This window comes from Citrobacter sp. TBCP-5362, from assembly GCF_005406305.1.
In the GTDB taxonomy this organism is placed as follows: domain Bacteria; phylum Pseudomonadota; class Gammaproteobacteria; order Enterobacterales; family Enterobacteriaceae; genus Citrobacter_B; species Citrobacter_B koseri.
This window is the reverse complement of record NZ_CP040234.1, coordinates 4,425,163-4,445,446: the sequence shown is the minus strand read 5'-3', so window position 1 is coordinate 4,445,446 and position 20,284 is coordinate 4,425,163. Positions and strand designations below refer to the sequence as shown.

At 53.9% G+C, this 20,284-nt stretch carries 15 protein-coding genes, 1 tRNA gene and 3 rRNA genes; 14 read left to right on the top strand and 5 right to left on the bottom strand.

Going from position 1 to position 20,284, the window contains the following annotated elements; translation table 11 throughout:
- Entirely contained in the window at positions 1–780 is a 780-nt protein-coding gene (gene tatC, locus FD428_RS21085; protein ID WP_012131184.1) for a Sec-independent protein translocase subunit TatC, read from the top strand.
- Between the two features lie 41 nt (positions 781–821).
- Positions 822–1,604, top strand: coding sequence for a 3'-5' ssDNA/RNA exonuclease TatD (tatD, locus tag FD428_RS21080; RefSeq protein WP_104867954.1), 783 nt, complete (start codon positions 822–824; stop codon positions 1,602–1,604).
- Between the two features lie 7 nt (positions 1,605–1,611).
- Here the strand turns inward: tatD and rfaH are convergent, their stop codons facing one another.
- Positions 1,612–2,100: a transcription/translation regulatory transformer protein RfaH gene (gene rfaH / locus FD428_RS21075; protein ID WP_104867953.1), complete on the bottom strand. Its 489-nt coding sequence runs from the start codon at positions 2,098–2,100 to the stop codon at positions 1,612–1,614.
- Positions 2,101–2,343: 243 nt separating this feature from the next.
- Between rfaH and ubiD the strand changes: the two genes are divergently transcribed.
- The gene (gene ubiD, locus FD428_RS21070; RefSeq protein WP_114848750.1) at positions 2,344–3,828 is read left to right on the top strand and encodes a 4-hydroxy-3-polyprenylbenzoate decarboxylase; all 1,485 of its coding nucleotides are present in this window, start codon (positions 2,344–2,346) and stop codon (positions 3,826–3,828) included.
- 41 nt (positions 3,829–3,869) lie between these two features.
- Positions 3,870–4,571: an NAD(P)H-flavin reductase gene (gene fre / locus FD428_RS21065; RefSeq protein ID WP_012131188.1), complete on the top strand. Its 702-nt coding sequence runs from the start codon at positions 3,870–3,872 to the stop codon at positions 4,569–4,571.
- 155 nt (positions 4,572–4,726) lie between these two features.
- Here fre and fadA read toward each other — a convergent pair whose 3' ends face one another.
- Both fadA and fadB read right to left on the bottom strand, forming a co-directional pair.
- Positions 4,727–5,896, bottom strand: a complete 1,170-nt coding sequence (fadA, locus tag FD428_RS21060) for an acetyl-CoA C-acyltransferase FadA (RefSeq protein ID WP_071258147.1) — start codon at positions 5,894–5,896, stop codon at positions 4,727–4,729.
- A 9-nt stretch (positions 5,897–5,905) separates the two neighbouring features.
- Entirely contained in the window at positions 5,906–8,095 is a 2,190-nt protein-coding gene (fadB, locus tag FD428_RS21055) for a fatty acid oxidation complex subunit alpha FadB (protein WP_071258148.1), read from the bottom strand.
- A gap of 187 nt (positions 8,096–8,282) precedes the next feature.
- On the opposite strand from fadB, the gene pepQ reads away from it, so the two are divergent.
- From pepQ to rrf, 8 genes are all read left to right on the top strand, one after another.
- Positions 8,283–9,614 (top strand): Xaa-Pro dipeptidase, encoded by a 1,332-nt coding sequence (pepQ, locus tag FD428_RS21050; protein ID WP_049009825.1) that lies wholly within the window; start codon positions 8,283–8,285, stop codon positions 9,612–9,614.
- On the top strand, positions 9,614–10,228 hold the full coding sequence (locus FD428_RS21045) for an IMPACT family protein (protein WP_012131194.1): 615 nt from the start codon (positions 9,614–9,616) through the stop codon (positions 10,226–10,228). Before pepQ ends, FD428_RS21045 begins: the two co-directional genes overlap by 1 nt.
- Positions 10,229–10,265: 37 nt before the next feature.
- Positions 10,266–11,717 carry a Trk system potassium transporter TrkH gene (gene trkH, locus FD428_RS21040; RefSeq protein WP_012131195.1) on the top strand — a complete coding sequence of 484 codons (1,452 nt, stop codon included), beginning with the start codon at positions 10,266–10,268 and terminating at the stop codon, positions 11,715–11,717.
- Between the two features lie 11 nt (positions 11,718–11,728).
- The gene (gene hemG / locus FD428_RS21035) at positions 11,729–12,274 is read left to right on the top strand and encodes a menaquinone-dependent protoporphyrinogen IX dehydrogenase (protein ID WP_047459942.1); all 546 of its coding nucleotides are present in this window, start codon (positions 11,729–11,731) and stop codon (positions 12,272–12,274) included.
- A 379-nt stretch (positions 12,275–12,653) separates the two neighbouring features.
- A 16S ribosomal RNA gene (locus FD428_RS21030) occupies positions 12,654–14,195 on the top strand.
- An 85-nt stretch (positions 14,196–14,280) separates the two neighbouring features.
- Positions 14,281–14,356: transfer RNA gene (locus tag FD428_RS21025), tRNA-Glu, on the top strand.
- A 189-nt stretch (positions 14,357–14,545) separates the two neighbouring features.
- Positions 14,546–17,451: ribosomal RNA gene (locus FD428_RS21020) — 23S ribosomal RNA — on the top strand.
- Positions 17,452–17,546: 95 nt separating this feature from the next.
- A 5S ribosomal RNA gene (gene rrf, locus FD428_RS21015) occupies positions 17,547–17,662 on the top strand.
- The 16S, 23S and 5S rRNA genes sit together here with 1 tRNA gene alongside, the layout of an rRNA operon.
- A gap of 115 nt (positions 17,663–17,777) precedes the next feature.
- Here the strand turns inward: rrf and mobB are convergent.
- Entirely contained in the window at positions 17,778–18,281 is a 504-nt protein-coding gene (gene mobB, locus FD428_RS21010) for a molybdopterin-guanine dinucleotide biosynthesis protein MobB (protein ID WP_012133954.1), read from the bottom strand.
- The gene (mobA, locus tag FD428_RS21005; RefSeq protein ID WP_114848720.1) at positions 18,278–18,862 is read right to left on the bottom strand and encodes a molybdenum cofactor guanylyltransferase MobA; all 585 of its coding nucleotides are present in this window, start codon (positions 18,860–18,862) and stop codon (positions 18,278–18,280) included. Before mobA ends, mobB begins: the two co-directional genes overlap by 4 nt.
- 68 nt (positions 18,863–18,930) lie before the next feature.
- Between mobA and FD428_RS21000 the strand changes: the two genes are divergently transcribed.
- The gene (locus FD428_RS21000) at positions 18,931–19,200 is read left to right on the top strand and encodes a YihD family protein (protein ID WP_012133952.1); all 270 of its coding nucleotides are present in this window, start codon (positions 18,931–18,933) and stop codon (positions 19,198–19,200) included.
- A gap of 76 nt (positions 19,201–19,276) precedes the next feature.
- Complete coding sequence (locus tag FD428_RS20995; protein ID WP_114848721.1) at positions 19,277–20,263, top strand: serine/threonine protein kinase; 987 nt, start codon at positions 19,277–19,279, stop codon at positions 20,261–20,263.
- The last annotated feature ends 21 nt before the right edge of the window (positions 20,264–20,284 follow it).

The following is a 20,284-nucleotide window of genomic DNA, read 5'->3' as shown; positions in this document are numbered from 1 at the left end:
ATGGCTGTAGATGATACCCAACCTCTTATTACGCATCTGATTGAACTGCGTAAGCGTCTGTTGAACTGCATTATTGCGGTTATTGTGATTTTTCTGGCGTTGGTCTATTTCGCCAATGACATTTATCACATGGTTGCCGCGCCGCTGATCGAACAGATGCCGCAGGGTGCGACGATGATCGCCACCGACGTGGCCTCGCCGTTTTTCACCCCTATCAAACTGACTTTCATGGTGTCGCTGATCCTGTCTGCGCCCGTGATTTTGTACCAGGTATGGGCGTTTATTGCCCCTGCGCTGTATAAGCATGAACGTCGTCTTGTCGTGCCGCTGCTGGTGTCCAGCTCGCTGCTGTTCTATATCGGCATGGCGTTCGCCTACTTTGTGGTCTTCCCGCTCGCGTTTGGTTTCCTTGCCAATACCGCGCCGCAGGGCGTACAGGTTTCTACCGATATCGCCAGTTACCTCAGCTTTGTGATGGCGTTATTTATGGCATTCGGCGTCTCTTTCGAGGTGCCCGTCGCGATTGTCCTGCTCTGCTGGATGGGGGTAACTACCCCTGAGGACTTGCGTAAGAAGCGTCCTTACGTCGTGGTTGGCGCGTTTGTCGTGGGGATGCTGTTGACGCCGCCAGATGTCTTCTCACAAACATTGCTGGCGATACCGATGTACTGCCTGTTTGAGGTTGGCGTGTTCTTCTCTCGCTTCTATGTCGGTAAACGACGTCCACGAGAAGAAGATGACGAGGCCGAGACTGAGCAGGCCGGGAAAACTGAAGAATAAACGCAACCGCCCGTCAGGGCGGTTGTTATATGGGAGGAAGCATGTTTGATATCGGCGTTAATTTAACCAGTTCGCAATTTGCGAAAGATCGCGATGACGTGGTGACGCGCGCGCTGGCTGCCGGGGTGTCGGGTATGCTTCTGACCGGAACCAATCTTCACGAAAGCCAGCAGGCGCAAAAACTGGCGCAGCGTTATGCCTGCTGCTGGTCGACGGCTGGCGTACATCCGCATGACAGCAGCCAGTGGCAATCAGAAACTGAAGACGCGATCGTTGCTCTGGCGAGCCAGCCGGATGTGGTGGCGATTGGCGAATGTGGTCTGGACTTCAATCGTAATTTTTCCACGCCGCAAGAACAGGAACGCGCCTTCCAGGCGCAGTTGCGCATTGCTGCTGAGTTGCAGATGCCCGTTTTTATGCACTGTCGGGATGCGCATGCGCGTTTTCTGGCGCTGCTTGAGCCGTGGCTGGATAAACTCCCGGGCGCGGTGTTGCATTGCTTTACCGGTACGCGTGAGGAGATGCAGGAGTGCATAGACAGAGGGCTTTATATCGGTATCACGGGTTGGGTCTGCGATGAACGTCGCGGTCTTGAATTGCGTGAGTTGCTGCCCTTCATCCCTGCGGAAAAACTGTTGATTGAGACCGACGCCCCCTACCTGTTGCCGCGCGATCTCACGCCTAAACCGGCTTCGCGGCGTAACGAACCGGCGCATCTGGCGCACATTCTTGCGCGCGTTGCCCACTGGCGCGGGGAAGACCCGCAATGGCTGGCGGCCACAACGGATGCCAATGTTAAAACGCTGTTTGGGATTGCTTTCTAAAGCGCGCTTAAACTTTACGAAACGCGGTGTTTTTCACGCTCTGCTTCACCTCTTTATTTAGCAGGTTAAGCAGCAGCATGGAGCGCGCTTCGCCATCCGGTTCGGTAAAAATCGCCTTCAGACCTTCAAATGCGCCTTCAGTGATAATCACGCTGTCCCCCGGGTAGGGCGTTTCGGGATCAACAATGCCTTCCGGTTTGTAGACAGAAAGCTGATGAATCACGTTGGACGGAACGGTGGCAGGGTGCGCGCCAAACCGCACGAAGTGGCTGACGCCGCGCGTGGCGTTGATCGTGGTGGTATGAATCACTTCCGGGTCGAATTCAACAAACAGATAGTTAGGAAAGAGCGGTTCGCTAACGGCGGTACGTTTGCCGCGCACCATTTTTTCCAGCGTGATCATCGGCGTCAGGCAATTTACCGCCTGTCTTTCGAGGTGTTCCTGGGCACGCTGAAGTTGCCCGCGCTTGCAGTACAGTAAATACCAGGATTGCATAATAACTCTTATCCGCTTGTCCGGGGCGCAAGCATAACAAAAGCCATGCGCTAAGTTAATTATACCCGTTGTATTTCAGGCTGCTTCTTTGTTGGCTACCTCGCCGCAACCTGAAATTTATTGGGTAGATAACCCCCGGGTTCCCCTGTACCGTCAGAGTTCACGCTAATTTAACAAAAATACAGCATCACGATGATGAACGCCGTATAATGAGGCGCTTACAAAGAGGCCACAACTGACGCCATGAAATATCACGACTTACGCGACTTCCTGACGCTGCTGGAACAGCAGGGTGAACTCAAACGCATTACGCTTGCGGTAGATCCTCATCTGGAAATGACTGAAATTGCTGACCGTACGCTGCGTGCGGGCGGGCCTGCTCTGTTGTTTGAAAATCCCAAAGGCTATGCGATGCCGGTGCTGTGCAACCTGTTTGGCACGCCCAGACGCGTCGCAATGGGCATGGGCCAGGAAGATGTCACCGCGTTGCGCGAAGTCGGCAAGCTGCTGGCGTTTCTGAAAGAGCCGGAGCCGCCGAAAGGGTTCCGCGACCTGTTTGATAAGCTGCCGCAGTTTAAGCAAGTGCTGAACATGCCGACCAAACGGCTACGCGGCGCGCCGTGCCAGCAGAAAGTGTTCTCTGGCGACGACGTTGATTTACAGCGTATTCCCATCATGACCTGCTGGTCGGAAGATGCCGCGCCGCTTATTACCTGGGGGCTGACCGTGACGCGCGGCCCTCACAAAGAGCGGCAAAATCTGGGGATCTACCGTCAGCAACTGATCGGCAAAAACAAGTTGATCATGCGTTGGTTGTCGCATCGTGGCGGCGCGCTGGATTTCCAGGAGTGGTGCGCGGCGCATCCTGGTGAGCGTTTCCCGATTGCCGTGGCGCTGGGCGCCGATCCGGCCACTATTCTCGGCGCAGTGACTCCCGTACCGGATACACTGTCGGAATACGCGTTTGCAGGGCTGCTGCGTGGCACAAAGACGGAAGTGGTTAAATGTCTCTCCAGCGATCTTGAAGTACCTGCAAGTGCGGAAATCGTCCTGGAAGGTTATATTGAACCGGGCGAAATGGCGGCGGAAGGGCCGTATGGCGACCACACCGGTTATTACAATGAAGTGGATAACTTCCCGGTTTTCACCGTTACGCACATTACGCAGCGTGAAGACGCCATTTATCACTCGACTTATACCGGCCGACCGCCTGATGAACCTGCTGTGCTCGGTGTGGCGTTGAATGAAGTCTTCGTCCCGATTTTGCAAAAGCAGTTCCCGGAAATTGTTGATTTCTATCTTCCGCCGGAAGGGTGTTCTTATCGACTGGCCGTTGTAACGATGAAAAAGCAGTACGCGGGTCATGCGAAACGCGTCATGATGGGCGTTTGGTCATTTTTACGCCAGTTTATGTATACCAAATTTGTTATCGTCTGCGATGACGACGTCAACGCACGCGACTGGAATGATGTGATTTGGGCGATCACCACCCGTATGGACCCGGCGCGGGATACGGTGCTGGTAGAGAACACCCCCATTGATTATCTGGATTTTGCCTCGCCGATCTCCGGGCTAGGTTCAAAAATGGGACTGGATGCCACAAACAAATGGCCGGGCGAAACCCAACGTGAGTGGGGGCGTCCTATCAAGAAAGATCCTGAAGTGACTGCGCGTATTGACGCGATTTGGGATGAGTTGGCCATCTTTAACGACGGTAAAGGCGCCTGAGGCGCGATCGTTTTGCCCTATAGACCCGACAGAGGGAGCGCATGACAACCTTAAGCTGTAAAGTGACCTCGGTAGAAGCTATCACCGATACCGTATATCGCGTTCGTTTAGTGCCAGACGCGGCGTTTTCCTTTCGCGCTGGTCAGTATCTGATGGTCGTAATGGATGAGAGGGATAAGCGTCCGTTCTCTATGGCCTCCACGCCGGATGAGCACGGATTCATTGAGCTGCACATTGGCGCTTCGGAGCTTAATCTGTATGCGATGGCGGTGATGGATCGCATTCTGAAAGACAGAGAAATTGTCGTCGATATTCCGCATGGCGAAGCCTGGCTGCGTGATGATGAAGAACGCCCGCTGATTCTGATTGCGGGGGGAACGGGTTTCTCCTATGTCCGTTCAATTTTGCTGACGGCGCTTGCGCGTAATCCGAATCGCGACGTGACGATCTACTGGGGCGGACGTGAAGAGAAGCATCTCTACGATCTCGCTGAGCTGGAGGCGCTTTCGGTTCAACATCCGAATCTGCGCGTTGAGCCGGTGGTTGAACAACCGGAAGAAGGCTGGCGTGGCCGCACGGGTACGGTATTAACTGCGGTATTGCAGGATCACGGTACGCTGGCGGGGCATGATATCTACATTGCCGGTCGTTTTGAGATGGCGAAAATCGCTCGTGACCTGTTCTGCAATGAGCGTAACGCGCGGGAAGATCGCCTGTTTGGCGATGCGTTTGCCTTTATCTAAGCAATAAAAAACCCGCCCCTGACAGGCGGGAAGAACGGCAACTAAATTGTTATAGAGTGGCATTTGCGTTGTAGGCCGGATAAGACGCCTGAGCGTCGTCATCCGGCATGGTCGCCGGGGGCGCTTCGCTTGCCCGGCCTGCAATAAATAACGCTCTATGATTGAACTCGCTCAAATACTGTCGCGATACCCTGACCTAATCCGATACACATCGTCGCCAGGCCAAACTGGGCGTCTTTGCGCTCCATCAGATTCAACAGCGTGGTGCTGATGCGCGCCCCGGAACAACCCAGCGGGTGACCCAGTGCGATCGCGCCGCCGTTGAGGTTGATCTTCTCGTCAATCTGCTCCATCAGTCCCAGATCTTTTATACACGGCAGGATCTGCGCGGCGAACGCTTCGTTCATTTCAAACAAATCGATATCGCTGGCGGCAAGCCCTGCTTTTTTCAGCGCCAGTTTTGACGCCGGAACCGGGCCGTAACCCATAATTGAGGGATCGCAACCGACAACCGCCATTGAACGAATGCGAGCGCGTGGTTGCAGACCCAGTTCACGCGCACGGCTTTCGCTCATTACCAGCATGGCGGCTGCGCCATCGGAGAGGGCGGAAGAGGTGCCTGCGGTCACGGTGCCGCTGACCGGATCAAACGCGGGGCGCAGAGTCGACAGCGCTTCGACGGTGGTCTCCGGGCGGATGACTTCGTCGTAGTTAAACTGCTTCAGCACGCCGTCGGCGTCATGGCCGCCGGTCGGAATGATCTCGTTTTTAAACGCGCCGGACTGCGTGGCTGCCCAGGCGCGGGCGTGTGAACGTGCGGCAAACGCATCCTGCATTTCACGGCTGATGCCGTGCATACGGGAAAGCATTTCTGCCGTCAGCCCCATCATCCCGGCGGCTTTGGCTACGTTGCGGCTCAGGCCGGGATGGAAATCGACGCCATGACTCATTGGTACATGGCCCATATGCTCCACGCCGCCAATCAGGCACGCCTGCGCGTCGCCGGTCATGATCATCCGTGCGGCATCGTGCAGCGCCTGCATGGAGGAACCACACAGACGGTTAACGGTGACCGCCGGAACGGAGTGGGGGATTTCAGCCAGTAGCGCGGCGTTGCGGGCGATGTTAAAACCTTGCTCCAGCGTTTGTTGCACGCAGCCCCAGTAAATGTCGTCGATAGCGGTTGCTTCCAGCGCGGGATTACGCGCCAGCAGACTGCGCATTAAGTGTGCGGAGAGATCTTCTGCCCGCACGTTACGAAATGCGCCGCCCTTTGAACGGCCCATCGGGGTGCGAATTGCATCGACAATGACAACCTGTTCCATTGTGACTCCTTAAGCCGTTTTCAGGTCGCCAACCGGGCGGGCTGGCTCAACCGGGGGATAGTATGGTTCGTTATGGCGCGCTTTGTTACGCAGACCTTCCGGCACTTCATAGAGTGGGCCGAGGTGCTGATACTGCTGCGCCATATCGAGATATTTTGCGCTGCCGAGCGTATCCAGCCAGCGGAACGCGCCGCCGTGGAACGGAGGGAAGCCCAGACCGTAAACCAGCGCCATATCCGCTTCTGCCGGACTGGCGATGATGCCTTCTTCCAGACAGCGCACCACTTCGTTGACCATCGGAATCATCATGCGGGCGATAATCTCTTCGTCGCTGAAGTCGCGCTTCGGCTGGCTGACCTCTGCCAGCAGGCTGTCTACGGCCGCATCTTCTTCTTTCTTCGGCTTGCCTTTGCTGTCTTCTTTATAGCGCCAGAAGCCGAGACCGTTTTTCTGACCATAGCGGCTGGCGTCAAACAGCGCGTCGATGGCATCACGATAATCTTTCTGCATACGCTGTGGGAAACCGGCCGCCATGACTGCCTGCGCATGATGCGCGGTATCAATCCCGACCACATCCAGCAGATAAGCCGGGCCCATCGGCCAGCCAAACTGTTTCTCCATCACTTTGTCGACTTTGCGGAAATCGGCGCCGTCGCGCAGTAGCTGGCTGAAACCGGCAAAATACGGGAACAGTACGCGGTTAACAAAGAAGCCGGGGCAGTCGTTGACCACAATCGGCGTTTTGCCCATTTTGCTGGCCCAGGCGACGACTTTAGCGATGGTTTCATCCGAGCTTTTCTCGCCGCGAATGATTTCAACCAGCGGCATCCGGTGTACCGGGTTAAAGAAGTGCATGCCGCAGAAGTTTTCCGGGCGCTTCAGCGCGCTTGCCAGTTCACTAATTGGAATGGTGGACGTATTTGACGCCAGCACGGTATCCGGGCGGACGTTGTCTTCGGTCTCCGCCAGTACCGCTTTCTTCACTTTCGGGTTTTCCACTACCGCTTCGACCACTACATCAACGCGATCAAAACCGGCGTAGTTCAGCGTTGGGTGAATCGTTGAAATCACGCCCGCCAGTTTCAGGCCGTCGATCCTGCCGCGTTCCAGCTGCTTATTCAGCAGTTTCGCCGCTTCGGTCATGCCCAGCGTCAGGGATTTGTCGTTGATATCTTTCATGATCACCGGCACGCCTTTCCAGGCTGACTGGTAAGCGATGCCGCCGCCCATAATACCTGCGCCCAGTACGGCTGCCTGCTTCGGTGTTTCAACGTCTTTGGTCAGCTTTTTCGCTTTACCTTTCACGAACTGATCGTTGAGGAAGATACCGACCAGCGCGCGGGCTTCATTGGTATGCGCCAGCGGGACAAAGCTTTTATTTTCCAGATTCAGCGCTTCTTCACGGCCAAAGCGTGCGGCGGCTTCGATCGTTTTCACGGCGGTCATCGGGGCGGGGTAATGCTTCCCGGCCGTCTGCGCCACCATGCCTTTGGCGATGGTAAAGCTCATCGCCGCTTCAATTTTACTGAGCTTCAACGGTTCCAGCTTCGGCTGGCGTTTAGCTTTCCAGTCCAGTGAGCCGTCAATCGCCTGACGTAATACCGCTATTGCGCCATCAAGCAGTTTTTCCGGTTTCACGACACCGTCAACCAGGCCGATTTTCAGCGCCTGCTCAGCGCCGATGTCTTTCCCGGCAGCAATAATTTCCAGCGCGCTGTCAGCGCCCAGCATACGCGGCATACGGACAGAACCGCCAAAGCCCGGCATGATGCCCAGCTTCGTTTCCGGCAGGCCAATGCGCAGATCCGGCGTCACCAGACGATAATCGGTTGCCAGTACGCACTCGCAGCCGCCGCCCAGCGCATAGCCGTTGATGGCGGAAAGCGTTGGCACCGGTAAATCTTCGAGGCGATTAAAGACGCTATTGGCAAAGTGCAGCCACTGGCTTAACTGTTCTTCAGGAACAAGGAACAGCGAAAGGAATTCGGTGATATCAGCACCGACAATAAAGGCTGCTTTGTTAGAGCGCAGCAGCAGCCCTTTTAAATCTGTTTGCTTTTCCAGCACGTCCAGCGCCTGGCCGAGGCTGGCGACGGTCGCAGTGTCGAGTTTATTGACCGATCCTGGGGCATCGAACACCAGTTCGGCGATGCCATCTTCCAGCCAGTCGAGGTACAGGGTGTCGCCTTTGTAAAGCATGTCAGTCTCCTGAATCCGCAAGGTGATCTGGTCATACCAGATGAAGCGAGTGTGTATTTTGTGTTAAAAAAATGCAAATGAGAGATTAAAAAAATGCCGATGCGATCACGCTCGGCAGAAATCACGCTCTCCCGGAGCGATGTGCTAAGATGCGGAGACTCGAGGTCAAAAAACAGAAGGGTAGAAAATGGAATCACTGGCCGCACTCTATAAAAATCATATCGTTACCTTACAAGAACGGACGCGTGACGCACTGGCGCGTTTTAAGCTGGATGCGCTACTTATTCACTCCGGCGAGCTTATCAACGTCTTCCTCGACGACCATCCCTATCCGTTTAAAGTTAACCCGCAGTTTAAAGCCTGGGTACCGGTCACACAGGTTCCAAATTGCTGGTTGCTGGTCGATGGCGTGAATAAACCCAAACTGTGGTTCTACCTGCCGGTGGATTACTGGCACAACGTTGAGCCGCTGCCCACGTCGTTCTGGACCGAAGAGGTAGAGGTGATTGCCCTGCCGAAAGCCGACGGTATTGGCAGCCAGCTCCCTGCCGCGCGCGGTAATATCGGTTACATCGGTCCGGTGCCGGAGCGTGCGCTGCAACTGGATATCGCCGCCAGCAACATCAACCCGAAAGGGGTGATCGATTACCTGCATTACTACCGTGCGTACAAAACGGATTACGAACTGGCCTGTATGCGTGAAGCGCAGAAAACGGCGGTGAACGGCCATCGCGCGGCAGAAGAAGCGTTCCGTTCCGGTATGAGCGAGTTCGACATTAACCTGGCTTACCTGACTGCGACCGGCCACCGTGACACCGATGTGCCTTATAGCAATATCGTGGCGCTCAACGAGCACGCTTCGGTTCTTCATTACACCAAACTGGATCATCGCGCGCCGTCTGAAATGCGCAGCTTCCTGCTGGATGCCGGGGCGGAATATAACGGTTATGCCGCAGACCTGACGCGTACCTGGGCGGCAAACAATGACACCGATTACGCTCAGTTAATCAAAGATGTGAATGACGAACAGCTGGCGCTGATTGCGACCATGAAAGCGGGCGTCAGCTACGTGGATTATCACATTCAGTTCCATCAACGCATCGCGAAATTGCTGCGTAAGCATCATATCGTCACCGATATCAGCGAAGAAGCGATGGTCGAGAACAATCTCACCGGGCCGTTTATGCCGCACGGTATTGGTCATCAGCTGGGTCTTCAGGTTCATGATGTTGCAGGCTTTATGCAGGACGATACCGGGACGCATCTGGCCGCGCCGTCGAAATACCCTTATCTGCGCTGCACCCGCGTGCTGCAACCGCGCATGGTGTTGACCATTGAGCCGGGGATCTACTTTATCGAATCGCTGTTGGCGCCGTGGCGCGAGGGGCAATTCAGCAAGCACTTCAACTGGCAGAAAATTGAAGCGCTGAAACCGTTCGGCGGCATTCGTATTGAAGACAACGTGGTGATTCACGAAAACGGTGTTGAAAATATGACGCGGGATTTGAAACTGGCGTGATGGACAGCTGGTTAATCCCTGCGGCGCCGGTCACTGTCGAGGAAGAGATCAAAAAAAGCCGCTTCATTACGCTGCTCGCCCACACGGACGGCGTTGAAGCGGCGAAAGCCTTTGTTGATGCTGTCAGAGCGGCGCATCCAGATGCGCGTCATCATTGCGTGGCATGGGTGGCGGGCGCGCCGGATGATTCACAACAGCTGGGATTTTCTGATGATGGCGAACCGGCGGGAACGGCAGGCAAACCGATGCTTGCCCAGCTAATGGGCAGCGGCGTTGGCGAGATCACCGCTGTCGTGGTGCGTTACTATGGCGGTATTCTGCTCGGCACCGGTGGGCTGGTAAAAGCCTACGGCGGCGGCGTGAATCAGGCGTTGCGTCAGTTAACGACGCAGCGCAAGACGCCGTTAACCGAATATACTTTGCAGTGTGAGTACGGCCAACTGGCCGGAATAGAAGCATTATTAGGGCAGTTTGCCGGTCAAATCGTTACCAGCGATTATCAGGCATTCGTTCGGCTCAGGGTGGCGCTTCCTTATGCGAATGTGGATGAATTTTCAGCAAGGCTGGCGGATTTTAGCCGTGGTTCATTGCAATTGTTAGCGATTGAAGAATAATCCCACCTCATTTTGAAGAACAAAGGAAGCGGCAGAGATGCATTTTCGCGCCATTACCCGAATCGTTGGACTGCTGGTCATTTTATTTTCGGGAACAATGATCCTCCCTGGACTGGTTGCGTTGATCTACCGTGATGGGGCGGGGCGGGCATTCACGCAGACATTCTTTGTCGCACTGGTGATCGGCTCTCTGCTGTGGTGGCCCAACCGCCGGGAGAAAGGCGAGCTTAAATCCCGCGAAGGGTTTCTCATTGTGGTGCTGTTCTGGACCGTACTGGGAAGCGTGGGGGCGTTGCCGTTTATCTTCTCTGAAAGCCCGAACCTCACCATTACCGATGCTTTTTTTGAATCATTCTCCGGCTTAACGACAACGGGCGCGACGACGCTGGTGGGGCTGGACTCTTTACCGCACGCGATTCTCTTTTACCGCCAGATGCTGCAATGGTTTGGCGGGATGGGGATCATTGTGCTGGCGGTGGCGATTCTTCCTATCCTCGGCGTTGGGGGGATGCAGCTCTACCGCGCAGAAATGCCGGGGCCGCTGAAAGACAATAAAATGCGCCCGCGTATTGCGGAAACGGCAAAGACGCTATGGCTGATTTATGTGTTACTGACGGTGGCCTGCGCGCTGGCGCTATGGTTCGCCGGAATGCCCGCGTTTGACGCCATTGGGCACAGTTTTTCTACTATCGCGATCGGCGGTTTCTCTACGCACGATGCCAGCGTCGGTTATTTCGATAGCCCGACCATTAACAGCATCATGGCTATCTTCTTGCTGATCTCTGGCTGTAACTACGGTCTGCACTTCTCTTTATTAAGCGGGCGCAGCCTGAAAGTTTACTGGCGTGACCCTGAATTTCGCATGTTCATTGGCGTTCAGTTGACGCTGGTGGTGATCTGTACGCTGGTGCTGTGGTTCCACGATATCTATAACTCGGCGCTGACCACGCTCAACCAGGCGTTCTTTCAGGTCGTATCAATGGCGACAACCGCCGGGTTTACCACTGACAGCATCGCCCGCTGGCCGCTCTTTCTGCCGGTGCTGCTGTTATGCTCTGCGTTTATCGGCGGTTGTGCGGGGTCAACGGGCGGCGGGCTGAAGGTGATCCGCATCCTGTTGCTGTTCAAACAGGGGAACCGTGAACTGAAGCGTCTGGTCCATCCGAATGCGGTTTACAGTATAAAACTGGGGCACCGTGCGCTGCCGGAACGTATCCTCGAAGCGGTATGGGGATTTTTTTCTGCTTATGCCTTAGTCTTTATTGTCAGTATGCTGGCCATTATCGCGACTGGCGTGGATGACTTTTCCGCGTTTGCCTCCGTTGTGGCGACCCTTAACAACCTGGGGCCAGGGTTAGGTGTGGTTGCGGACAACTTTGCCAGCATGAACCCTGTTGCGAAATGGATTCTGATCGCCAATATGTTATTTGGTCGTCTTGAAGTCTTTACTTTGCTGGTACTTTTTACCCCTACCTTCTGGCGTGAATAATGGAGTAACACGTGAAAACATTGATTCTTTTTTCTACCCGGGACGGACAAACGCGCGAGATAGCTTCTTATCTGGCCTCGGAATTAAAGGAGCTGGGGATCTGGGCGGATGTGATTAATCTCCATCGTACTGAAGAGCTGGACTGGCAAAGTTACGATCGCGTGGTGATTGGCGCCTCTATTCGTTATGGTCATTACCATGCCGCTTTCCAGGAGTTTGTGAAGAAGCACGCTACGCGCCTGAACGCGATGCCGAGTGCGTTTTATTCCGTTAACCTTGTCGCGCGTAAACCTGAAAAGCGCACACCGCAGACCAACAGCTACGCGCGCAAGTTTCTGATGAGTTCGCAGTGGCGACCCGATCTTTGCGCCGTTATTGCTGGCGCGCTTCGTTACCCTCGTTACCGCTGGTATGACCGTCTGATGATTAAACTCATTATGAAGATGTCTGGCGGTGAAACGGATACGAGTAAAGAAGTGGTCTATACCGACTGGGAACAAGTGGCGAATTTTGCCCGCGACATCGCCCAATTAACCAACAAATCGTTGGCAAAATAAACGTAAAGAATAAAAAACACGCAGTCGGAAAATAATTTTAAATTTCCCCTTGTCAGGCCGGAATAACTCCCTATAATGCGCCTCCACTGACACGGAACAACGGCACACAGGCCGCCGGGTCAGCGGGGTTCAGCGATGAACGCCGGCAGAGAAAAGTGAAAATAAGCACTTGACTCTGAATGAGGAAAACGTATTATACGTCACCTCGCAACGGTGAGCTGAAAGCCGCGTTGCAACTGCTCTTTAACAATTTATCAGACAATCTGTGTGGGCACTCAAAGTGACATGGATTCTTGACGTCGCAAGACGAAAAATGAATACCAAGTCTCTGAGTGAACACGTAATTCATTACGAAGTTTAATTCACGAGCATCAAACTTAAATTGAAGAGTTTGATCATGGCTCAGATTGAACGCTGGCGGCAGGCCTAACACATGCAAGTCGAACGGTAACAGGAAGCAGCTTGCTGCTTCGCTGACGAGTGGCGGACGGGTGAGTAATGTCTGGGAAACTGCCTGATGGAGGGGGATAACTACTGGAAACGGTAGCTAATACCGCATAACGTCGCAAGACCAAAGAGGGGGACCTTCGGGCCTCTTGCCATCAGATGTGCCCAGATGGGATTAGCTTGTTGGTGGGGTAACGGCTCACCAAGGCGACGATCCCTAGCTGGTCTGAGAGGATGACCAGCCACACTGGAACTGAGACACGGTCCAGACTCCTACGGGAGGCAGCAGTGGGGAATATTGCACAATGGGCGCAAGCCTGATGCAGCCATGCCGCGTGTATGAAGAAGGCCTTCGGGTTGTAAAGTACTTTCAGCGGGGAGGAAGGTGTTGTGGTTAATAACCGCAGCAATTGACGTTACCCGCAGAAGAAGCACCGGCTAACTCCGTGCCAGCAGCCGCGGTAATACGGAGGGTGCAAGCGTTAATCGGAATTACTGGGCGTAAAGCGCACGCAGGCGGTCTGTTAAGTCAGATGTGAAATCCCCGGGCTCAACCTGGGAACTGCATCTGATACTGGCAGGCTTGAGTCTCGTAGAGGGGGGTAGAATTCCAGGTGTAGCGGTGAAATGCGTAGAGATCTGGAGGAATACCGGTGGCGAAGGCGGCCCCCTGGACGAAGACTGACGCTCAGGTGCGAAAGCGTGGGGAGCAAACAGGATTAGATACCCTGGTAGTCCACGCCGTAAACGATGTCGACTTGGAGGTTGTGCCCTTGAGGCGTGGCTTCCGGAGCTAACGCGTTAAGTCGACCGCCTGGGGAGTACGGCCGCAAGGTTAAAACTCAAATGAATTGACGGGGGCCCGCACAAGCGGTGGAGCATGTGGTTTAATTCGATGCAACGCGAAGAACCTTACCTGGTCTTGACATCCACAGAACTTGGCAGAGATGCCTTGGTGCCTTCGGGAACTGTGAGACAGGTGCTGCATGGCTGTCGTCAGCTCGTGTTGTGAAATGTTGGGTTAAGTCCCGCAACGAGCGCAACCCTTATCCTTTGTTGCCAGCGGTTAGGCCGGGAACTCAAAGGAGACTGCCAGTGATAAACTGGAGGAAGGTGGGGATGACGTCAAGTCATCATGGCCCTTACGACCAGGGCTACACACGTGCTACAATGGCATATACAAAGAGAAGCGACCTCGCGAGAGCAAGCGGACCTCATAAAGTATGTCGTAGTCCGGATTGGAGTCTGCAACTCGACTCCATGAAGTCGGAATCGCTAGTAATCGTGGATCAGAATGCCACGGTGAATACGTTCCCGGGCCTTGTACACACCGCCCGTCACACCATGGGAGTGGGTTGCAAAAGAAGTAGGTAGCTTAACCTTCGGGAGGGCGCTTACCACTTTGTGATTCATGACTGGGGTGAAGTCGTAACAAGGTAACCGTAGGGGAACCTGCGGTTGGATCACCTCCTTACCTTAAAGAACCTGCCTTTGCAGTGCCCACACAGATTGTCTGATGAAAAGAAAGAAGCAAGGCGTCTTGCGATTGAGACTTCAGTGTCCCCTTCGTCTAGAGGCCCAGGACACCGCCCTTTCACGGCGGTAACAGGGGTTCGAATCCCCTAGGGGACGCCACTTGCTGGTTTGTGTGAGTGAAAGTCGCCGGCCCCCGTATCTCAAAACTGACTTGCGAGTCATGTTTGAGATATTTGCTCTTTAAAAATCTGGATCAAGCTGAAAATTGAAACGACACACGTAAAGTGTGTATGAGTCTCTCAAATTTTCGCAACACGAAGTGTTTCACGAAACATCTTCGGGTTGTGAGGTTAAGCGACCAAGCGTACACGGTGGATGCCCTGGCAGTCAGAGGCGATGAAGGACGTGCTAATCTGCGAAAAGCGCCGGCGAGGTGATATGAACCCTTGACCCGGCGATGTCCGAATGGGGAAACCCAGTGTGATTCGTCACACTATCGTTAGCTGAATACATAGGCTAACGAGGCGAACCGGGGGAACTGAAACATCTAAGTACCCCGAGGAAAAGAAATCAACCGAGATTCCCCCAGTAGCGGCGAGCGAACGGGGAGGAGCCCAGAGCCTGAATCAGCTTGTGTGTTAGTGGAAGCGTCTGGAAAGTCGCACGGTACAGGGTGATAGTCCCGTACACGAAAACGCACAGGCTGTGAGCTCGATGAGTAGGGCGGGACACGTGGTATCCTGTCTGAATATGGGGGGACCATCCTCCAAGGCTAAATACTCCTGACTGACCGATAGTGAACCAGTACCGTGAGGGAAAGGCGAAAAGAACCCCGGCGAGGGGAGTGAAAAAGAACCTGAAACCGTGTACGTACAAGCAGTGGGAGCCTCTTTATGGGGTGACTGCGTACCTTTTGTATAATGGGTCAGCGACTTATATTCTGTAGCAAGGTTAACCGTATAGGGGAGCCGAAGGGAAACCGAGTCTTAACTGGGCGTTAAGTTGCAGGGTATAGACCCGAAACCCGGTGATCTAGCCATGGGCAGGTTGAAGGTTGGGTAACACTAACTGGAGGACCGAACCGACTAATGTTGAAAAATTAGCGGATGACCTGTGGCTGGGGGTGAAAGGCCAATCAAACCGGGAGATAGCTGGTTCTCCCCGAAAGCTATTTAGGTAGCGCCTCGTGAATTCATCTCCGGGGGTAGAGCACTGTTTCGGCTAGGGGGCCATCCCGGCTTACCAACCCGATGCAAACTGCGAATACCGGAGAATGTTATCACGGGAGACACACGGCGGGTGCTAACGTCCGTCGTGAAGAGGGAAACAACCCAGACCGCCAGCTAAGGTCCCAAAGTCATGGTTAAGTGGGAAACGATGTGGGAAGGCCCAGACAGCCAGGATGTTGGCTTAGAAGCAGCCATCATTTAAAGAAAGCGTAATAGCTCACTGGTCGAGTCGGCCTGCGCGGAAGATGTAACGGGGCTAAACCATGCACCGAAGCTGCGGCAGCGACGCTTATGCGTTGTTGGGTAGGGGAGCGTTCTGTAAGCCGTTGAAGGTGTGCTGTGAGGCATGCTGGAGGTATCAGAAGTGCGAATGCTGACATAAGTAACGATAAAGCGGGTGAAAAGCCCGCTCGCCGGAAGACCAAGGGTTCCTGTCCAACGTTAATCGGGGCAGGGTGAGTCGACCCCTAAGGCGAGGCCGAAAGGCGTAGTCGATGGGAAACAGGTTAATATTCCTGTACTTGGTGTTACTGCGAAGGGGGGACGGAGAAGGCTATGTCGGCCGGGCGACGGTTGTCCCGGTTTAAGCGTGTAGGTGTGTGCTCCAGGCAAATCCGGTGCACTTTAACACTGAGGCGTGATGACGAGGCACTACGGTGCTGAAGTGACAAATGCCCTGCTTCCAGGAAAAGCCTCTAAGCATCAGGTAACACGAAATCGTACCCCAAACCGACACAGGTGGTCAGGTAGAGAATACCAAGGCGCTTGAGAGAACTCGGGTGAAGGAACTAGGCAAAATGGTGCCGTAACTTCGGGAGAAGGCACGCTGATATGTAGGTGAAGTGGTTTACCCATGGAGCTGAAATCAGTCGAAGATACCAGCTGGCTGCAACTGTTTATTAAAAACACAGCACTGTGCAAACACGAAAGTGGACGTATACGGTGTGACGCCTGCCCGGTGCCGGAAGGTTAATTGATGGGGTTATCCCTCGGGAGAAGCTCTTGATCGAAGCCCCGGTAAACGGCGGCCGTAACTATAACGGTCCTAAGGTAGCGAAATTCCTTGTCGGGTAAGTTCCGACCTGCACGAATGGCGTAATGATGGCCAGGCTGTCTCCACCCGAGACTCAGTGAAATTGAACTCGCTGTGAAGATGCAGTGTACCCGCGGCAAGACGGAAAGACCCCGTGAACCTTTACTATAGCTTGACACTGAACACTGGTCCTTGATGTGTAGGATAGGTGGGAGGCTTTGAAGTGCGGACGCCAGTCTGCATGGAGCCGCCCTTGAAATACCACCCTTTAATGGCTGGTGTTCTAACGTGGGCCCGTAATCCGGGTTGCGGACAGTGTCTGGTGGGTAGTTTGACTGGGGCGGTCTCCTCCTAAAGAGTAACGGAGGAGCACGAAGGTCAGCTAATCCTGGTCGGACATCAGGAGGTTAGTGCAATGGCATAAGCTGGCTTGACTGCGAGCGTGACGGCGCGAGCAGGTGCGAAAGCAGGTCATAGTGATCCGGTGGTTCTGAATGGAAGGGCCATCGCTCAACGGATAAAAGGTACTCCGGGGATAACAGGCTGATACCGCCCAAGAGTTCATATCGACGGCGGTGTTTGGCACCTCGATGTCGGCTCATCACATCCTGGGGCTGAAGTAGGTCCCAAGGGTATGGCTGTTCGCCATTTAAAGTGGTACGCGAGCTGGGTTTAGAACGTCGTGAGACAGTTCGGTCCCTATCTGCCGTGGGCGCTGGAGAACTGAGGGGGGCTGCTCCTAGTACGAGAGGACCGGAGTGGACGCATCACTGGTGTTCGGGTTGTCATGCCAATGGCACTGCCCGGTAGCTAAATGCGGAAGAGATAAGTGCTGAAAGCATCTAAGCACGAAACTTGCCCCGAGATGAGTTCTCCCTGACTCCTTGAGAGTCCTGAAGGAACGTTGAAGACGACGACGTTGATAGGCCGGGTGTGTAAGCGCAGCGATGCGTTGAGCTAACCGGTACTAATGAACCGTGAGGCTTAACCTTACAACGCCGAAGATGTTTTGGCGATTTGAGAGACGATTTTCAGCCTGATTACAGATTAGTGTTTAATGCGAGAGGCATTAGACGAACAGAATTTGCCTGGCGGCCGTAGCGCGGTGGTCCCACCTGACCCCATGCCGAACTCAGAAGTGAAACGCCGTAGCGCCGATGGTAGTGTGGGGTCTCCCCATGCGAGAGTAGGGAACTGCCAGGCATTAATTAAGTGAAGAGGCCATCCTGAGGGATGGCCTTTTTGCGTTCATGCACCCGGGTGCAGCCGGATGACGCTGCGCTTATCCTGCCTGCAAAAAACCTGTGCCGCCCGCGTACTATCGTCCCAGCCAACGCAAAACAAATGTAGCGATCTGTGGTATATCATTGATATCTAATAGCGGGACATCCAGGGAAAGCGGAATGTCGCTGGCGACGGCGATCACATGTTCATCAATGGTCAGCTCATCCACTTCATGCCCACACCCCTGTCGGAATAATAAGATCTTCGCCACCGCTTCGTGTTTAAAACCTTCAACAAGCACTATATCCAGCTTAGAAACATCCATTCGACTCACCAGATACGTTAAATCCAGCTCAGGTTCTTCCGGTGTTTCTGTCATCAGCGCCCAACGTTGCCGACTGGCGACAAGCGTTTGTGCTGCGCCTGCCTTGCGTAACTCGTAACTGTCTTTGCCGGGCTTATCTACGTCCATATTGTGATGGGTATGCTTAATTAATCCTGGGCGAACCCCTCTGGCGCATAACGCTGGAATCAATTTCTTGAGCAGCGTAGTCTTACCGGTGCCGCTCCATGCGGCTATGCCGAGTAGTGGGATCATGATTTCTCCTGCCATCTGGCGAGTTCTTCCGGCGTATTCACATTCACAAATGCCTGCTTAAAATCACTGAAATCAACAGCATGACCACCGGCCTGGCGCATAAAGACCATGACCCGCCGTTCACCTGACCGGAGATACTCCTGTAAGAAAGGTGCTACGGATCGATTAACCAGTGCAATTGTCGGGTGGTCCCGCTCGCCGTCGTGAACCCATACGACAGGCGCGCTATTACGCTGAGCTTTTAAACGCGCAACCAGATTGCGGGGAATGTAAGGCGTGTCACAAGGGCAAAACAGAAACCAGTCTCCCTTCTCTTGCTGTAAAACAGACAACATACCCGCCAGAGGCCCCGGAAAATCGGCCAGTGAATCGGGGATCACTTTCAGACCGCTTTGTTGATAAATCTCCTGATGGCGATTCGCGTTAATCACGACGGTTTCAAGCTGAGACGCCAGCGTATCAGCAACATGCTTCCAGAGTGGTTTGCCATCCAGCTCAAGCAGACCCTTATCTGCCCCCCCCATTCTCCTGGCCTTACCGCCTGCCAGCACAACCCCCGTTATTGCACTCTCCAGATTCACTGATATCGCCTCTTTTATTGTGGGATTGACCCTGCTAACGTATCTACATCAAATTAAGGAGCACAGCCATGAAATGTAAACGCCTGAATGAAGTCATTGAACTCCTGCAACCAGCCTGGCAGAAAGAGCCCGATCTTAATCTGCTGCAATTTTTACAGAAACTGGCGAAAGAGTCAGGTTTTGACGGCGAACTGGCGGATTTAACCGACGACATTCTGATCTATCACCTGAAAATGCGTGACTCCGCAAAAGATGCGGTGATTCCTGGTATTCAGAAAGATTATGAAGAAGATTTCAAAACGGCGCTATTACGCGCACGCGGCGTGATTAAAGAGTAAAACCTTGTAAGCGGCGCCACCGAAATCGCCACAAAATGATATCCTGAATCATTCGTAGTATTTTCCGGATGATGGGATGAACGATAACGCTTTTACTTTCCAGACATTACACCCGGATACCATCATGGATGCGCTGTTTGAACAGGGAATCCGGGTGGATTCCGGTCTTACCCCGCTCAATAGCTATGAAAACCGCGTCTATCAGTTTCAGGACGAAGACCGTCGACGCTTTGTCGTTAAGTTTTATCGCCCTGAGCGTTGGTCTGCCGATCAAATACGGGAAGAGCATCAGTTTGCACTGGAACTGGTAAAAGATGAGGTGCCGGTTGCGGCGCCGCTTGTCCTCAATGGCCAGACACTACTGAACCACCAGGGATTCCACTACGCGATTTTCCCAAGCGTCGGCGGGCGACAGTTCGAAGCGGATAATATCGATCAGATGGAGGCGGTAGGGCGCTATCTGGGTCGCCTGCATCAGACCGGGCGTAAACACCCTTTTGCCTTCCGGCCGACAATGGGCCTGGAAGAGTATCTCATTGAACCTCGCAAACTTTTCGAAGGCGCATCACTGATTCCCGCAGGGCAAAAAGCGGCTTTCCTGAACGCGACGGACACTCTTATTGCCGCCGTTACCGAACGTTGGCATACCCGTTTTGAGACGCTGCGTTTACACGGGGATTGTCATGCCGGAAATATCCTCTGGCGTGATGGCCCTCTGTTTGTTGATTTAGATGATGCCCGCAATGGCCCTGCCGTTCAGGATCTGTGGATGCTGCTGAATGGCGATAAAGCCGAGCAGCGGATGCAGCTTGAAACGATTATCGAGGCTTATGAAGAAGTTAGCGAGTTTGATATTGCTGAAATAGAACTTATTGAGCCTTTACGCGCGATGCGTTTGGTTTATTATCTTGCCTGGCTGATGCGTCGCTGGGCTGATCCTGCGTTTCCTAAAAATTTCCCGTGGTTAACCGGGGATGATTACTGGCAACGGCAGACTGCGACATTTCTTGAGCAGGCAAAAGTGCTGCAAGAACCCCCTTTACAATTAACGCCAATGTATTAAACGGACACATCAGGAGAGAGT

What these genes read in the sequence shown, in the direction of transcription:
- tatC (WP_012131184.1), top strand. Translation starts at nt 1, where the DNA reads ATGGCTGTAGATGATACCCAACCTCTTATTACGCATCTGATTGAACTG.
- fre (WP_012131188.1), top strand. Translation starts at nt 3,870, where the DNA reads ATGACAACCTTAAGCTGTAAAGTGACCTCGGTAGAAGCTATCACCGAT.
- tatD (WP_104867954.1), top strand. Translation starts at nt 822, where the DNA reads ATGTTTGATATCGGCGTTAATTTAACCAGTTCGCAATTTGCGAAAGAT.
- mobB (WP_012133954.1), bottom strand. Translation starts at nt 18,281, where the DNA reads ATGATCCCACTACTCGGCATAGCCGCATGGAGCGGCACCGGTAAGACT.
- trkH (WP_012131195.1), top strand. Translation starts at nt 10,266, where the DNA reads ATGCATTTTCGCGCCATTACCCGAATCGTTGGACTGCTGGTCATTTTA.
- pepQ (WP_049009825.1), top strand. Translation starts at nt 8,283, where the DNA reads ATGGAATCACTGGCCGCACTCTATAAAAATCATATCGTTACCTTACAA.
- FD428_RS21045 (WP_012131194.1), top strand. Translation starts at nt 9,614, where the DNA reads ATGGACAGCTGGTTAATCCCTGCGGCGCCGGTCACTGTCGAGGAAGAG.
- FD428_RS21000 (WP_012133952.1), top strand. Translation starts at nt 18,931, where the DNA reads ATGAAATGTAAACGCCTGAATGAAGTCATTGAACTCCTGCAACCAGCC.
- FD428_RS20995 (WP_114848721.1), top strand. Translation starts at nt 19,277, where the DNA reads ATGAACGATAACGCTTTTACTTTCCAGACATTACACCCGGATACCATC.
- fadA (WP_071258147.1), bottom strand. Translation starts at nt 5,896, where the DNA reads ATGGAACAGGTTGTCATTGTCGATGCAATTCGCACCCCGATGGGCCGT.
- rfaH (WP_104867953.1), bottom strand. Translation starts at nt 2,100, where the DNA reads ATGCAATCCTGGTATTTACTGTACTGCAAGCGCGGGCAACTTCAGCGT.
- fadB (WP_071258148.1), bottom strand. Translation starts at nt 8,095, where the DNA reads ATGCTTTACAAAGGCGACACCCTGTACCTCGACTGGCTGGAAGATGGC.
- ubiD (WP_114848750.1), top strand. Translation starts at nt 2,344, where the DNA reads ATGAAATATCACGACTTACGCGACTTCCTGACGCTGCTGGAACAGCAG.